At 40.5% G+C, this 17,252-nt stretch carries 14 protein-coding genes; 12 read left to right on the forward strand and 2 right to left on the reverse strand.

All coding sequences use genetic code 11. The annotated features are described in order from the left end of the window. Positions 1–153: 153 nt before the first annotated feature. On the reverse strand, positions 154–762 hold the full coding sequence (locus D0S24_RS19485; RefSeq protein ID WP_147321483.1) for a DUF6503 family protein: 609 nt from the start codon (positions 760–762) through the stop codon (positions 154–156). Between the two features lie 39 nt (positions 763–801). After that, positions 802–951, reverse strand: a complete 150-nt coding sequence (locus D0S24_RS21200) for a hypothetical protein (protein ID WP_181938143.1) — start codon at positions 949–951, stop codon at positions 802–804. A gap of 73 nt (positions 952–1,024) precedes the next feature. Between D0S24_RS21200 and D0S24_RS19495 the strand changes: the two genes are divergently transcribed. From D0S24_RS19495 to D0S24_RS19550, 12 genes are all read left to right on the forward strand, one after another. Then, positions 1,025–1,834, forward strand: a complete 810-nt coding sequence (locus tag D0S24_RS19495) for an RNA methyltransferase (RefSeq protein ID WP_117021511.1) — start codon at positions 1,025–1,027, stop codon at positions 1,832–1,834. A 64-nt stretch (positions 1,835–1,898) separates the two neighbouring features. Continuing rightward, on the forward strand, positions 1,899–3,131 hold the full coding sequence (locus D0S24_RS19500; protein ID WP_117021512.1) for a M48 family metallopeptidase: 1,233 nt from the start codon (positions 1,899–1,901) through the stop codon (positions 3,129–3,131). Between the two features lie 249 nt (positions 3,132–3,380). Beyond that, positions 3,381–5,585 (forward strand): bifunctional (p)ppGpp synthetase/guanosine-3',5'-bis(diphosphate) 3'-pyrophosphohydrolase, encoded by a 2,205-nt coding sequence (locus D0S24_RS19505; RefSeq protein ID WP_117021513.1) that lies wholly within the window; start codon positions 3,381–3,383, stop codon positions 5,583–5,585. Positions 5,586–5,626: 41 nt separating this feature from the next. Continuing rightward, positions 5,627–6,082, forward strand: a complete 456-nt coding sequence (locus D0S24_RS19510; protein ID WP_117021514.1) for a Fur family transcriptional regulator — start codon at positions 5,627–5,629, stop codon at positions 6,080–6,082. 16 nt (positions 6,083–6,098) lie between these two features. Next, the gene (locus D0S24_RS19515) at positions 6,099–7,370 is read left to right on the forward strand and encodes an adenylosuccinate synthase (RefSeq protein ID WP_117021515.1); all 1,272 of its coding nucleotides are present in this window, start codon (positions 6,099–6,101) and stop codon (positions 7,368–7,370) included. 110 nt (positions 7,371–7,480) lie between these two features. Further along, positions 7,481–9,253, forward strand: a complete 1,773-nt coding sequence (locus D0S24_RS19520) for an OstA-like protein (protein ID WP_117021516.1) — start codon at positions 7,481–7,483, stop codon at positions 9,251–9,253. Between the two features lie 8 nt (positions 9,254–9,261). Next, positions 9,262–10,443 carry an aspartate aminotransferase family protein gene (locus D0S24_RS19525; protein ID WP_117021517.1) on the forward strand — a complete coding sequence of 394 codons (1,182 nt, stop codon included), beginning with the start codon at positions 9,262–9,264 and terminating at the stop codon, positions 10,441–10,443. Positions 10,444–10,538: 95 nt separating this feature from the next. Further along, positions 10,539–11,939, forward strand: coding sequence for a lipopolysaccharide assembly protein LapB (locus tag D0S24_RS19530; protein ID WP_117021518.1), 1,401 nt, complete (start codon positions 10,539–10,541; stop codon positions 11,937–11,939). Positions 11,940–11,966: 27 nt separating this feature from the next. Then, positions 11,967–12,884 carry a DUF368 domain-containing protein gene (locus D0S24_RS19535; protein WP_117021519.1) on the forward strand — a complete coding sequence of 306 codons (918 nt, stop codon included), beginning with the start codon at positions 11,967–11,969 and terminating at the stop codon, positions 12,882–12,884. 13 nt (positions 12,885–12,897) lie between these two features. Next, positions 12,898–13,911: a DUF368 domain-containing protein gene (locus D0S24_RS19540; RefSeq protein ID WP_117021550.1), complete on the forward strand. Its 1,014-nt coding sequence runs from the start codon at positions 12,898–12,900 to the stop codon at positions 13,909–13,911. Continuing rightward, entirely contained in the window at positions 13,889–14,641 is a 753-nt protein-coding gene (locus tag D0S24_RS19545; RefSeq protein WP_117021520.1) for a shikimate dehydrogenase, read from the forward strand. Before D0S24_RS19540 ends, D0S24_RS19545 begins: the two co-directional genes overlap by 23 nt. Before the next feature lie 149 nt (positions 14,642–14,790). Continuing rightward, entirely contained in the window at positions 14,791–16,989 is a 2,199-nt protein-coding gene (locus tag D0S24_RS19550; RefSeq protein ID WP_117021521.1) for a DUF349 domain-containing protein, read from the forward strand. Positions 16,990–17,252: the final 263 nt, after the last annotated feature.

Raw genomic sequence — 17,252 nt, forward strand, 5'->3', positions numbered from 1 at the left:
TTCATTAAATTAATGAACAAAATACGATAAGCAAAAACTAAACTCAAAAAGGAACATCAAAGACTAATACTACTGATATTTTGAACCAGTATTTTCGAGGATCATAAACAAGAGGATCGTAAACAATAAGTGCATTTTTAGTAAGACCCTATTTTATTCTTGCGCCTTTCCCTCTACAAATACCCCATTTTCAGGCTTCGCAAAGAAACTTCTTGGTTTGCCCTGCCCACTAAACGCTATTCCTTCAAATAGCACCGGTATTTTGGGCGCTTTGATGGTCCGCCCTTCGGAATTGTACCAAGTCAATGTTTTGGGAACCATGAGGCCCGCTACGCTCGTCCAATCATGATACCCTATCCAATTTACACTGTTGGAACGTTCCCCGCTACCATAACTTACGGTATATCCAAGCCAAGCCATTTTATGGGTCTTGGGGTGGTAATGTAGGAAGTACTGATCTTTATAGGAGGTACCGATTCCCGATTTGAAACGTACGGCAATACCCGGATATTGGACACCTGCATATACCAGATCTTCAGTTTCCCCATAAACAATGCCCTTATCCCCTAACACAAAAGGCATATTGAAAAAATAGGATTTAAGATTGTGATAGAATACTGGATCACCTTTAAATGTATCTTCATCATCGAGCAACCATACTCTATCCCCATCAAACCCTAGGGAATAAGCTGGTCCGTCTATCCGGTCCATTCTAGTTTGAAGATCAATGGTATGCAGCTCCTCCCCCTGCCTAAAGACCAAAGTCCTCTGTTTTTTCCATTTCGCCAGGCCGCCATGGGCCTAAAAAACCTTTAATAATGGTTCCGGATACCGTGCAGGGAGAAGCTTGTCTTCCAATATTGGTTTGGCCGCTTCCACTTCCCTGGTCTTGTTATCCATCATACAAGATAGCATACTGGCTAAAAACAAGGCCATAAGTACATATTTCATTTTATTTAATTTAGTTGCCCCCCTTAGTCGCAAAATCAAAACTAAGTTAACATAATACATTATTTTTGTACCAATGAGCAATATAAAGGAGATCAGCAGTATTCACAACCCCTTGGTAAGGAGTGCAATAGCATTAAAGGAAAAATCCCGTGAACGAAAAAAAAACGGGCTTTTTATTATTGAAGGTTTAAAGGAGTTGCAGCTGGCCATTAAAGGACAATATACCCTAAAGACCTTTCTTTTCTATCCGGAACTCATTTCCGGCAATGCTGTTATGGAGCTTGTTGATGGTATTTTCCCTGCCCCCGAAATAATTTCCATATCCAAGGATATTTTTCAAAAATTAGCACATAGGGATACTACAGAAGGAGTATTGGGCATAGCCGTGGCCCGGGAGCATTCCCTGGAATCCTTAATATTTAAAAACGACAGCCCACTTATTTTGGTGGCGGAGGCTCCGGAAAAACCGGGCAATATTGGTGCCCTTCTTCGTACCGCAGATGCTGCCGGACTGGATGCCGTAATTATTGCCAATCCAAAAAGCGACCTGTACAACCCGAATATAATTCGTTCAAGTGTTGGCTGTATATTCACCACCCATATCGCAATGGGATCCACACCAGAAATTATCCAGTTTTTAACGAGTCGCCAAATCGCCATCAATTGTGCGGCATTAAGTGCCTCCAAGCCATATACGGAGGTAGATTTTACCAAAGGAACGGCAATTGTGGTAGGAACGGAAGCCACTGGCCTATCTGAACAATGGCTTAATAAGGCCGCTCAAAATATTATTATACCCATGCATGGGGAAATAGACTCCATGAACGTCTCCGTATCAGCTGCAATACTTATCTTTGAGGCGAGGAGACAACGGGGATCCTGACAAAGGATCGTTATCCTCTAATCTACAACATAATTAATATTTAAATCCTTTAGTCTTTTTATAAATGAACAGTAACGTCCTATTTTACATCATAATGTCCATTTTATTGATTCAATTTATAATTGAAGCCGTGCTGGAACATTTAAATGCCCAACGCTATACCGATGCTGTTCCCAGTGAGCTAAGCGACGTTTTCGACATGGAGGAATACCAAAAATCCCAAGAGTATAAAAAGACCAACTATCGTTTTGGCATGCTAAGCGCAGTCTTTTCCCTTTGTCTCACCTTGATGTTTCTGATTTTTGGGGGATTTGATTGGATAGACACCATTGCCAGGGGCTTCAGCGACAACCCTATTGTGATAGCCCTTATTTTTTTCGGGATTATCATGATCGGCAACGATATTGTTACCACTCCTTTTTCCTATTACCACACCTTTGTTATAGAGGAAAAATTCGGATTTAACAAGAGTACCCGAAAGTTATTTTGGGCAGATAAAATTAAAGGTTGGGTAATGATGATAATTCTTGGTGGCGGAATATTGGCATTGATAATCTGGTTTTTTCAATGGGCGGGCACCCACTTTTGGATTTATGCCTGGGCCCTCGTCGCCGTTTTCACGTTATTTATGAACCTATTTTACAGTAAGCTGATCGTCCCGCTTTTTAACAAACAGACCCCCTTGGAGGAAGGCAGTTTAAAAAGTAAAATAGAGGCCTATGCCAAAAAGGTGGGGTTCGAATTAAAAAATATATTTGTAATAGACGGATCTAAACGATCTACCAAGGCCAATGCCTATTTTTCCGGATTTGGCAAAGAAAAGAGAATTACACTGTACGATACCCTGATCAATGATCTGGACGAAGACGAAATTGTGGCGGTTCTTGCCCATGAAGTGGGACATTACAAAAGAAAGCACATCATCTTCAATTTATCGGCCTCCATTTTGTTAACGGGCTTTACCCTGTTTATCCTATCTATTTTTATAAATAATCCGCAGGTATCTTTGGCTATTGGTGTTTCACAGCCTAGTTTTCATGCAGCACTTATCGGTTTTGGAATATTATACAGCCCTATATCGGAAATTACGGGATTGGTCATGAACGCCATGTCCAGAAAATTTGAATTTCAGGCAGATGATTTTGCCAAAAAAACCTTTGCCCCCAAACCCCTTATAACCTCCTTGAAAAAGTTATCCAAAAATAGCCTAAGCAATCTCACTCCCCATCCTGCTTATGTTTTTATGCATTATTCGCACCCGACCCTAATATCCAGGATCCAAAATTTAAAGGCATAATTTTTGTTGTCTACAATCATAGTTTATGCTATTTTTAATATGAACTCATTTAAACCTTTTGGACTGAGGTGAACCCGCCTGATCCGGTCCGGGCTGGAATTAGATATTTTTTGCCCAATTGAAGATTTTTTTGAGTTGCATAGCATCGCTACGGAAGGAAAACCTGCCTGCCGGAAGGAAGGAAAAGGAAAAAATGGGTAAAAGGATGATTTTTTAACCAATTGAGAAAGTTTAAAGGAGTTCTATATGATGACCGAAGCTGCCATTGAGAAAGAGAACAAGGAAATAGCGAAGCAATATAAGGAACTGCTCCGCATAAGCTATCAAAATCTTACCGATGAGGACAAGAAGTTGATACGCTCTGCCTTTGATATTGCCGTTGATGCCCACAAAAACCAAAGAAGAAAATCGGGAGAGGCCTACATTTTCCACCCTATAGCGGTAGCCAAAATTGTGGCTTCAGAAATGGGTTTGGATGCCGTTTCCATAGCCTCCGCCCTACTCCATGATGTAGTTGAGGACACCGAATATACCCTAGCGGACATAGAACGTTTGTTCGGGGAGACCGTTGCAAGGATCGTAGACGGACTCACTAAAATTGCCCACCTGAAAAAGGATATGAACATATCCCAACAGGCCGAAAATTTTAGAAAAATGCTGCTTACCCTAAATGACGATGTACGGGTAATCATTATAAAAATTGCGGACAGATATCACAATATGCTCACTATGGACTCCATGCCAGAGCATAAGCAAGTGAAGATAGCCTCCGAAACCTTGTACATTTACGCACCATTAGCACATAGAATAGGGCTCTACAATATAAAAACTGAACTGGAAGACCTTAGCCTGAAATATACGGAACAAGATGTATACGAAGATATATTGGGCAAAATTGAAGAGTCTAAGGAAGAACAGCAGGCATATATCGATGCTTTTTCCAGCATGATCAGCAACTCCCTGGATAAAGAAAGTCTGAATTACCATATTAAGGGACGGATGAAATCCATATTCTCCATTCGTAGAAAAATGAAGGTTCAAAATGTATCCTTCGAGGAGATATATGACAAATTTGCGATACGGATTATATACAAATCAGACCGACATAACGAAAAGTTTTTGGCTTGGAAAATATATTCCATTGTTACCGATCACTTCACTCCCAACCCTGTTCGCCTGCGGGATTGGATCTCCTCGCCCAAATCCACGGGCTATGAAGCGCTGCACATTACCGTAATGGGCCCAAAGGGCAAATGGGTGGAAGTTCAGATCCGCAGTGAAAGAATGCATGAAATTGCCGAAAAAGGGTATGCCGCCCATTTTAAATACAAGCACGGCAATCAAAAAGAACAGGGAATCGAGGAATGGCTCAACAAACTACAGGAAGCCTTGGAAAATGCCAACAGCAATGCGGTCGATTTTGTGGAGGAATTTAAACTTAACCTATATTCCAAAGAGATTTTTGTTTTTACCCCCAAGGGAGAACTAAAATCCCTTCCCAAAGGGGCCACCCCATTGGATTTTGCCTTCAATATACATACCGAAGTGGGCATGCATACCCGGGGAGCAAAAGTAAACGGTAAGTTGGTACCCTTAAATACTACCTTACAAAGTGGGGACCAGGTGGACATCCTCACTTCCGACACGGCCAAACCCAGTCAAAGCTGGTTGGATTACGCCACAACTGCAAGGGCCAGATCGAAGATTAAATCCTCCTTAAGGGAAGAAAAAAAATCCACTGCCATTGAGGGCAAGGAAATCCTTAGGCGAAAATTGAGGTCCCAAAAAATTACACTTAACGAGGATACCATTAATAAATTGGTCGTTTTTTTTAAGCTCAAGACCAGTCTGGATTTGTTCTATAGGGTGGGCATAGGGGCTATAGACAATCAGATGCTCAAAGATTTTGCGGCCTCCTATAGCAACGCCTTTATAACTTTCTTTAAAAACAAGATAAAGAGAACTCCGGTTCCGGAGGATATCCATAAGGAGGAGATTACCACAAAATACGATACCCTTGTATTTGGTAAGGAAGAAGACAAGCTGGAATATAAATTATCGCAATGCTGCAATCCTATTCCTGGAGACGAAGTATTCGGATTTGTTAGTGTAAACGATGGTATCAAGGTGCATAAAAAGAACTGTCCCAATGCCATTTCACTGCAATCCAACTACGCCTATAGAATCATATCCGCCAAATGGATCGATTCTTCCCAAGAGGAATTTACCGTGGAAATAATGCTCACCGGCATAGATAACATAGGCCTGATCAGTGAAATTACCGAGATAATCTCCGGCAATTTACATGTAAACATGAGGAATATTAATTTCAGTACGGATGGCGGAACATTCTCGGGAAGAATAACCCTGGTTGTAAAAAACAATGCTATCCTTAAAAAAGTAATTGATAATCTAAAGCGCATTAACGGCATCGATAAAGTATCCAGAATTTAAATTTTAACTGTACATTTGTACCCTAACGCTGGGTAAATGCTATGGGCGAAAATAAGAATCAAGAAATAGTTAAAAATGTGTTCACCACTTTTCTGGAGGAAAATGGCCACAGAAAAACACCTGAACGCTACGCAATTTTACAGGAAATCTACGAAAGCGAAGAACATTTTGATATAGAATCGCTCTATATCACCATGAAAAATAAAAATTATCGGGTAAGCAGGGCCACACTGTACAATACAATAGAGCTTCTCTTGGATTGCAAATTGGTAAGAAAGCACCAATTTGGTAAAAATCAGGCCCAATACGAAAAATCCTATTTTGACAGGCAGCACGATCATGTTATCCTAACGGATACCGGAGAAGTTATGGAGTTTTGCGATCCCCGTATCCAAACTATTAAAAAGACCATAGAGGAAGTTTTCAACATTAAGATCAACACCCACTCGCTCTATTTTTACGGAACGCGAAATAAAGAAGAGAACACGAACAATTAATCCAATTACATACAGAATGGCAGTAGATTTACTACTAGGACTCCAATGGGGAGATGAAGGAAAAGGGAAAATAGTTGATGTTTTAACCAAAAACTATGACATTATTGCACGTTTCCAAGGGGGGCCCAATGCTGGCCACACATTAGAATTTGATGGGATAAAACACGTTTTGCATACCATTCCTTCAGGAATTTTCCACAAAACTGCGGTGAACATAGTTGGCAACGGGGTGGTTATAGACCCTGTTATCTTTAAAAAAGAGCTGGATAATCTTAAAAAGTTCAAACTGGATATTAAAGCCAAACTATTTATCTCTAGAAAAGCCCATTTAATTTTGCCCACCCATCGTTTACTGGATGCAGCTTCTGAAACTGCCAAAGGCAAGGCTAAAATTGGATCCACACTTAAGGGGATTGGCCCCACTTATATGGACAAAACCGGAAGGAACGGGATGAGGGTAGGTGATTTGGAGTTCTCGGACTGGAAAGAAAAGTACCGGATATTGGCCAACAAGCACGAAGCCATGATCAGCTTTTACAATGTGGAGATTCAATATAACTTAAAAGAATTGGAGGCCGATTTCTTTATGGCCGTAGAGGAATTAAAAAAGTTAACCTTCATTGATAGTGAAGAATATATTTTCAATGCACAAAGAGACGGTAAAAAAATATTGGCAGAAGGTGCCCAGGGATCTTTATTGGATATCGATTTTGGAACCTATCCCTTTGTAACCTCATCCAACACCACTGCAGCGGGAGCCTGTACAGGATTGGGGGTGGCCCCCAATAAAATAGGTAAGGTTTTGGGGATTTTTAAAGCGTATACCACCCGAGTGGGCAGTGGACCCTTCCCTACAGAACTTTTTGATGAGGACGGCGCCACAATGGGTAGGGTCGGAAACGAATTTGGTGCAACCACAGGGAGGCCAAGACGTTGCGGATGGCTGGATCTGGTGGCCCTTAAATACGCCGTTGAGATTAATGGGGTAACGGAACTGATGATGATGAAAGCGGACGTGCTTAGTGGATTTAAAATCCTAAAAGTATGTACCGCATATAACTATAAGGGAGAACAAATAAAACATCTGCCCTACAGCATAGAACCGGAATATGTAAGCCCGATCTATACGGAAATGAAGGGATGGGCCAAGGATTTGACCAAAATGAGCAAGGCCGATGAACTTCCGGACACCCTTATAGATTATATTAAATTTCTGGAAAAGGAACTGGAAGTTCCCATTAAAATTGTTTCGGTGGGCCCAGACAGGACCCAAACCATACATCGATAAAAAAGAGCCATCTTCACGATGGCTTTTTTGTTGGATAGGTTTTATTAAAACTATCCCAAACAATATTATCCTCCCTTAAAATATACTATTTTTGAGCAAAATTTTAAATATTGCTTAAGTCCGTATTTTTATTATTAACAATTTTCATTTGTTGGAGTGGTTGGGCTCAGGAACCTGAGACGGAGGTTAAACAAATAAACATTGTTTATGGCGGAACCTTTACCAAGAATGAAAAACAATATCCCGGGGCGGCCATCTTTAGCAAAGATGACCGGCAGGTTCAATTTGAACACGAAGGGGCGGATTTATGGTGCGATATTGCCATCTATTACCAAAAAGAAAATAGACTTAAGGCCATTGGGAATATTAAACTGCAACAAGGAGATTCCGTTCAGTTGACCAGTGGCAAAATTGATTATGACGGCAATTTAAACCTGGCCAAAGCCTGGGAAAATGTGGTTTTGAACCAAAACAGTATGACCCTCACCACGGACACCCTACGGTTCGATAGGGAAAAACAAGAGGCTTTCTATGAGCATTACGGAACAGTGGTAGATTCCTCCAATACCCTTACCAGCAAAATAGGGCGTTACTTTACACAACTTAAAAAATCGCAATTTTTAGACAGCGTAAACCTGGTCAACCCTGAATTTAAATTGGTTTCCAAACAATTGGACTACTACACCGTTTCCAAAAATGCCTATCTGTACGGTCCGTCAACCATCACCGGGGAAGCCTATACAATGTATTGTGAACGTGGGTTCTACGATACCAAGATCGAAAAAGGATACGGAATTAAAAATACCCGTATAGATTATAATAACCGTATTATTACAGGGGACAGCTTATATTTTGACAAAAAGTTGGAGTTTGCCTCTGCAACCAATAATATTACGATAAGGGATACCGTAAACAACGGATTGATCAGGGCACATTATGCAGAAGTGTACAAGGCCAAGGATTCCGTTTTTGCCACCAAACGGGCAGTATCCATCAATCTGGTGGAGCAGGACTCGTTATATATGCACGGGGATACCTTAATGATCACGGGGAAACCGGAACAACGTATCCTGAGGGCATTCAGAAACGCAAAATTCTACAAGACCGATTTAAGCGGCAAGTGCGATTCCATCCATTTTAACCAAAAAACCGGTATTACCGAGCTGATTACCAATCCGGTAATTTGGAACGGGGAAAATCAGATGACCGGAGACAGTATCCACTTATTATCCAACTTGGAAACCGAAAAACTGGACTCATTAAAAGTGATCAACAATGCCTTTATAATTTCTTTGGACACTGTTGGAAAAGTAGGCTACAATCAGGCCAAGGGCAAAGACCTATTCGGGAAATTCATAGACAACCAACTCAGCACCATAGATTTGGTAAAGAACACCGAACTTATTTATTATACCTACAACGATGACCAGGAACTTATCGGAATCGACAAGACCATTTGTAGCTCTATCCGAATGACCTTGGCTGATAATGAAATAGAGGAAATGACATTTTTCACCATGCCCGACGGGGACATCTTCCCGGAAAAGGATCTCCCGGAAAACAGTAGGCTATTAAAAGGGTTTGTCTGGCGTGGCAAGGAAAAAATTCTTAGCAAGGACGATATTTTTGATGAAGATGACAACAACATCCAACTGGTCACTATTCAAGGAGTGGACAACCCCATTGATTTGGATATAAGCGCTGAAGAAGCCGTGGAAGAGGAAAGAAAAAGGGATTCTATTAGCACGGCCAAAGTACCCTTGGCCAACCCAATAGAAGTAAAAGCGGAACCGAAAAAAAACGATAATTCCCCTAAACTTCGGAAAGATCCTATAAAATTGGATACCATACCAAAGGGACGCAACGAGGAGAAAGACAATTAATATCCGTCATGATAGAAGATTTCATTAAATATCAGGCCCAAACTTCTTCGCACCCATTGGCCTTGGAGGTCTCATATGCAAAGGGGAGCTATATTTATGATACCCGGGGAAAAGCCCATCTCGATTTTGTTGCCGGGGTATCCGCTTGCAGCTTGGGACATTGCCACCCAAGAGTGGTAACCGCCGTTCAGGATCAGGCGCAAAAATATATGCATGTTATGGTCTACGGCGAGTACATTCAGGAACCTGCCGTTACATATACCAAGCTGCTGGCAAGCCTACTCCCTGAACCCTTGAAAACGACTTACCTTGTAAATTCCGGAACTGAGGCTATGGAAGGTGCCTTGAAATTGGCCAGAAGGTGTACGGGAAGAAGCCAAATTTTATCCGCCAAAAATGCATACCACGGCAATACCATGGGAAGTCTGAGCATAATGGGCTATGAAGAGCGTAAAAGTGCCTTTAGGCCACTTATCCCGGATGTAGGCTTTATTCAATTTAATTCGGAAGGGGATCTAATGTCCATAACCGAAAAAACAGCCGCAGTTGTTTTGGAAACCATTCAAGGGGGCGCGGGTTTTATTCTACCGGAGAACGGGTATTTAAAAAAGGTAAGGGATCGATGTACGGCAGTTGGCGCTATGCTGATACTGGATGAGGTTCAGCCGGGCTTTGGACGAACGGGAAAGTTGTTTGCATTTGAGCATTTCGATTGTATTCCGGATATTCTGGTCATAGGAAAGGGTATGGCCGGTGGCATGCCAGTAGGCGCATTTGTAGCTTCCCACCAAATGATGCAATCATTGATAGAGAACCCTAAACTTGGCCATATTACCACCTTTGGAGGCAACCCTGTAATTGCCGCCGCCTGTCTGGCCACCCTACAGGAAATAACCGAAAGTAAGCTTATTCAGCAGTCTTTGGAAAAGGAGGCCCTTTTTAGAAAACTTTTACAGCACCCGTTGATTAAGGAAATTAGAGGTAAAGGATTGATGTTGGCCTTGATTATGGAAAAACCGGAAGTTGCCAATGAGGTAATCCTTACATGTGCCAAAAAAGGCCTCATATTATTTTGGCTCCTCTTTGAACCAAACGCAATTCGTATATCACCGCCAATGACGATTAGTAATCAGGAAATTAGTCTTGGATGTACGCAAATTCTAGAGGTGTTGGACGGAATCAAACAATAAATTGTTAACTAATTTGTTAATATAATAGACCAAATCTGTCGGAATTAAGGATTTCAAAAGATTACTTTAGTTCCAATGAATAACTAGAAGTTCCTATGGCGTTAGAACCAAACGAGAGACCAGGGCAACCAATTGCAAAGTTTGAATCCATGCTAAAGACGGATGACGTCTATTTCTTTGACGCAGAAGATTTTCAGGATATTATTCACCACTACCTCAATAACGGTAAAATTGCATTGGCCAAAAAAGCCATTAAAATAGGTCTACAACAGCATCCGGACAGTATAGAGCTTAAGTTATTGTCCATAGAGGTCCTGGTTTTTGAAAATAAGCTGGAGCTGGCGGAGAAGATGCTGGATGAACTGCAACTAATAGACGGCAATAATGAGGAAATATACATTCAAAGGGCCAATATCTATTCCAAAAAAGACAACCATGAAGCTGCGGTCTCCCTTTTGACCCATGCATTAAATTTAACGGACGACAGTTTTGACATCCATTCCTTACTTGGAATGGAATATTTGTTCATGGATAATTTTGAAGACGCCAAACAAAATTTTATGATGTGCGTGTCCTATGACGAGGAGGATTATTCATCGCTTTACAATGTTATCTATTGTTTTGAATTCCTAGAGGATTACGATGGAGCCATCGTTTATCTAAATGATTATTTGGAACGAAACCCTTATAGCGAGGTGGCCTGGCACCAATTGGGAAAAATGTACTTTTCCAAAAAGATGCACAAGGAAGCCCTAACGGCCTTTGACTTTGCCATTATTTCCGATGACACTTTTATTGGTGCCTATTTTGAAAAAGGAAAGGTATTGGAAAAAATGGGCAGGTACAAGGAGGCCATAGAGAATTATGAGACCACCATTGCCATTGAAGACCCTACCTCCCACGCCTATTTAAGGATTGGCAGATGTCACGAAAAATTAAAAAACGATGAATTGGCCAAATCCTATTATTACAGGACAGTTCATGAAGATCCCCTGTTGGACAAGGGCTGGTTGGCTATTACGGATTACTACATTAGACAGGAGGATTATAAAAAAGCGCTATACTACATTAATAAGGCCATAAATATAGATGGTGAAAATTCCAAATACTGGAAAAAATGCGGAAAGATCCATGCCAATCTAAAAAATAATGACGAGGCCTATTATGCCTATCAGCAGGCGGTAGACCTAGGGAATTTTGAATTTGATACATGGTTTCATTGGGCAGATGCGGCAGTACAAAACTTGGACGTTCATGCGGCCATAGAAATATTGCTCCAAGGCCATGAATTTTATCCTCAGCGATGTGAAATGCAATATAAAATGGCCGGATTCTATCTACTTATAAGCGATTTCCCCAGAGCGCAATACCGATTGATCAACGCCCTTAAGATAGATTTTGACCAACTACATTTATTTGAAGATGAATTTCCCCAATTCTTCCATACAGATTGGACCCAAAACTTAATTGAGGATGTGAAAAAGGCTTCCAGATAAATAAACTATTTTTGTTTTTTATCTTATATGGAAAAGCGCAATCTATTATCATACATCATTATTTTATTTAAAGGAATGTCCATGGGTGCTGCGGATGTTGTACCCGGTGTTTCAGGTGGCACCATAGCCTTCATCTCCGGAATTTACGAAGAACTGATTAGCAGTATCAACAACGTAAACCTATCCCTTTTAAACACATTGAAAAAGGAAGGCATAAAGGCCTTCTGGACCAAATTAAATGGCAACTTTCTGCTTGCCCTGCTACTTGGCATCGGTATTAGTATCCTGTCCTTGGCCAAACTCATTAGTTGGTTAATGGAGAACAAGCCCATACCCTTATGGTCCTTCTTCTTTGGCCTGGTCGTGGCCAGTATTATTTTGGTAGGCAAGGAAATAAAAAAATGGAATTTGTCTACAATACTCATATTTATCTTGGGAGCTGTCATCGCTTTTTACATCACAATACTGCCCCCTTCGGAAAATTCCGGTTCCCTCCCCTATTTGTTCCTGTCCGGAGCATTGGCCATATGTGCCATGATTCTACCCGGAATATCCGGTGCTTTTATCCTTGTACTCTTAGGTTCCTACAAAACAGTATTGGATGCAGTACATGAACGCGATCTTACGATTATTATCGCCGTAGGCCTAGGGGCCATTTTTGGACTTCTTAGTTTTGCAAAACTTCTAAAATGGATGTTCACACATTATAAAAACATAACTTTGGCATTACTTACTGGATTTATATTGGGTTCCCTTAATAAAATTTGGCCATGGAAAGAAGTCCTGGAAACCAAAATGTTCGGAGAAAAAGTAATTACCATAAAAGAGCGAAATATCTCCCCATTTTCTTTTGACGGAGACCCCCAGTTAATAAGTGCGTTTATTTTAGCTTTACTTGGTTTTTCCCTTATTTTTATACTGGAAAAATTGGCTGCAAAAAAATAAACTTCCTGCCCAAATGAAAGACCCTAGAACATTTACAGATAAATTTTTCCTTGTTATCAAGGGACTGTTTATGGGTGCTGCCAACAAAGTTCCAGGGGTATCCGGGGGCATAGTGGCCTATGTAGGAGGGTTTTATGAAGAGTTTATCCATTCCCTTCAAAAGGTAAACGGAAAAGCATTTAAACTCCTGATCAGCGGAAGGCTAAAAAGTTTCTACCGCTATACCAATGGCCAGTTTTTGACCCTCCTGATTTTTGGTATGCTGGTGAGCTATTTCAGTATCTCCAAAATTTTGGATTATTTTTTGGAAAGAAATGAACTTTATGTGTGGTCGTCCTTTTTTGGGATGATATTGGGCTCTATTTACTACATAGGAAAGGACTTTGAACATTGGAAAAAAAAAACTGTCACAGCCGGATTAATCGGATTGATCATAGGCATATCAATCAGCTTCCTTAATCCCGCTACACAAAACGACAATTTAATATTTATATTTTTTTGCGGCATGATCAGTGTATCCGGCATGACCTTACCTGGTCTATCGGGTTCTTTTATACTGATTCTTTTGGGGAATTATGTACTACTTTTGGTAGATTCCGTAAACGCACTTTATGATACCTTTGCAGAAATTTTATCGGGCGATTTCAGTTTTGTCAACAATCCAACACGGCTCTATACCTTAAAAATACTGGCGGTATTTACCGCGGGATCGGCCGCTGGATTAATCACCCTCTCCCATCTATTGACCTATGTACTAAAACATTTTAGGCATATAACAACAGCGGTGATCATTGGTTTTATTACGGGTTCATTAGGAGTGGTATGGCCCTGGAAGCGTACTTTGTTCAAAACGGATTTAAATGGCGATCTACTCTTGGACACGAACCATAACCCTATTATAAAGAATTATCAGAGGTTCCTACCCAACTTGGGATCTTCAGAGACTTGGTGGGCTATTTTTTTTATATTTATCGGGGTATTAATTTTATTAGGATTGGATTGGTATGGAAAAAACAGAAAAGGATAAAATTAGATTTGGCTTAATTGGAAAAAACATTTCCTATTCATTTTCCAGGGGCTATTTTACCAAAAAATTCTCCGAAATGGGGCTGAAAAGGCATTCCTATGAGAATTTTGACCTAGACCATATTAACCAGTTCAAGGGGCTATTGGAAGAAAACAAGAATATCAAAGGCTTTAATGTAACCATTCCCTACAAGGAACAGATTATACCCTTTTTATCAAAAATAGATCCCGAGGCAAAAGCTATTGGAGCAGTGAATACCATTAAGGTAAATGGGCAACAAACCGTAGGTTTCAATACGGACGCCTATGGGTTTCAAAAATCCATAGAACCCTACCTTCAGGAACATCATAAAAAGGCACTTATCCTAGGTACCGGTGGGGCTTCCAAGGCAGTTGCATACGTACTTCATTTATTGGGAATACCCTATAATTTAGTCTCCAGGAATCCAAAGGACAGGCAGCTCAATTACTCGGACCTGAATAAAGAAGTGTTGTCACAGCATACAGTCATTGTAAATTGCACTCCTTTAGGCACTTACCCCAATGTAAACAATAAGCCGGACCTGCCGTACAATTTCATTACCAATCAACATTTGCTTTTCGACCTTATCTACAATCCGGAAAAAACAGCATTTTTAATGGCGGGCGAACAGCAGGGAGGTATAATAATCAATGGCTATAATATGCTTCGATTTCAGGCCGAAAAATCCTGGGAAATATGGAATTCCTAACATAAAAAGCAATTAGGTCCCTAAAAACCATAAAAATAGAATTCCTCTCTTTAATAAACCTTAAAAAGAAGTTTCATTACCTTTGATATATAGACGGATGTAATTATATTTCCGTACATTACATTTAGAAAGCTATAAACATTCATAAAATGTTAGAAGACAAAGACGACAAACTACAGAATAATGTAGGGACAGAGGAGACCTTGGACAATACCGAAGCTATAAATAATTCGGACGCCGGGACAGAATCAAAATCCGCTCCCGATCCCGATACCGTGGAAACGGATTCTGAAAATAACACCGAGGAATTGGTGGAGGACCAAAGTACATCTATCCATTCAGAAGCCAAGGACGAAGAAAAAAGTAAAGAAAGTGCAACCCCAAAAACTCCGGAAAAAGTAACGTCCCCTGAAAAAAAAGCCACTTCGGAAAAACTTGTGGATGATTCTGCCAACAATGAAGGGATGGCCGAGTCAATCGAAAAGAAGGAAGAAGATGTTCTAGAGGAAATAGATGAATCCAATGCAGAGGACGCCGAAGATTCTGATAACCATCAGCGACACCATATTCCCATGCCAGATTACCACGCCATGCCCATGGAGAATTTGGTAGGGGAACTTCAACGATTGGTAAGGAACGAAAAGGTACAGGCCATTAAAAAGCATGTTGATGGCATTAAATATGAGTTCGATCAAAAGTTTCAGGAGTTTTTGGACGAAAAAAAGGAAGACTTTATCAATAGCGGTGGAAACGAAATAGATTTTCGATACAATTCCGTAACCAAAAGACAGTTTAACGAGGTCTATTCGGATTATCGGGAAAAAAGAAATAGCTATTACAAAAACCTGGAACAGGGCCTTAAATCCAATCTTGCGGAAAGGTTGGAAATCATCAACGAGCTTAAGGCGTTGGTAAACGTTGAAGAAGATATAAACACAACCTATAAAAACTTTAAGGATCTTCAGGAGCGATGGAAAAATGCCGGGCCAATTCCACGTGCCAATTACAATGATGTTTGGCGCACCTACCACCATCACATAGAAATATTTTACGACTTCCTGCATTTAAATAGGGAGCTAAGGGATTTGGATTTTAAGCACAACTACGAGGAAAAACTAAAAATCGTAGTGCGGGCGGAAGAGCTGGTCCAAATGGAGGATCTGAACAAGGCATTTCAAGAACTTCAGACCCTACATAAAATCTGGAAGGAAGATATCGGCCCCGTTGGCAAAGAGCACAGGGAAGAAATTTGGGACCGTTTTAGCAATGCCACCAAATTACTGCATCAAAGACGACAGGATTACTATAAAGACTTGGAAAAGGTCTACGAACAAAATCTGGAAAGGAAAAACGAAATTATCAGCTCTATAAGCTCCATTGCCACCCATATCGCCTCAAGCCACAAAGAATTGCAACAACAAATAAGGGAAATTGAAAAATTGCGCGATGCGTTCTTCAAGGCTGGGAAAGTACCCCAAAAAGTGAATGAGAAGACCTGGTCCAATTTTAAAGGTGCAGTACGCGAGTTTAACAGAAATAAGAACAACTACTATAAAAATTTAAAGAAGGACCAACAGCTTAATCTCGATAAAAAGAGGGCATTGTTAGAGCTTGCAGTTTCCTTAAAGGATAGTGAAGAATGGGATACTACCACCGAGGAAATGAAAAGAATCCAGAACGAGTGGAAAAAGATTGGACATGTTCCCCGAAAATACTCTGACAAAATATGGAAGGAGTTCAAAAATGCCTGCAACCATTATTTTGACCGATTACATGCTTTAAAAAATGAGGCCCAAAAAGAAGAGATCGAGAATTTTGACAGAAAAAATGCCTGCCTGGAAAATTTAAAGAATTTCCAATTAAGCGGGGATAAGGGCAAGGATTTGGCAGCAATCAAAGGGTTTATTTCCGAATGGAAAGAAGCTGGCCGGGTACCCTTCAATAAAAAGAGCATCAACGCCAAGTTTAACAAAATTCTGGATGCACTTTTCAAAAAACTGGATATTAATAGGCAGGAAGCCGAGCTTATGAAGTACGGCAATAAGATTCAGCAGTTGGCCAATAATGACAACGACTACGCCATCTCCAACGAACGTACCTTTATCAGAAGAAAAATAGACGAAAGCAAGAATGAAATCAGACAATTGGAAAACAATCTTCAATTCTTTTCCAATGCTTCCGAGGACAATCCCCTTGTAAAAGAAGTCATTAAAAACATTGACAACCACAAGGATTCGTTGGCCACATGGAAAGCCAAACTAAAAAAATTGAATATTCTGGAAAATAATTTGATGAAGGAGGCCGAAGAAGCGGAAAACGAAGAGGATTCCATATCAGACGAAGAATAGCATCGTTGGCGCGAGCGTCACGCTCGTGCTAACAACATATTAGCAATCTTCCTTTTGTGCCTTTATACCAATTCTGGGCAGTTTGGCTTTAATGCCAACTTCAGATTCTTGTCGAAGTGTATTTGTTCTAGAAAACTATAGACATGGAGACTTCGTATTGTCAATACATCAGTCAAAAAAGCAGGTTAAAATTTTAGTTTGGAAATCGATGTGTTTTTTGTTCTAAATAGGAGCTAGCCAATAAATTGAATGACTTGTTGTAA

This window comes from Arenibacter sp. P308M17 (assembly GCF_003426735.1).
In the GTDB taxonomy this organism is placed as follows: Bacteria; Bacteroidota; Bacteroidia; order Flavobacteriales; family Flavobacteriaceae; genus Arenibacter.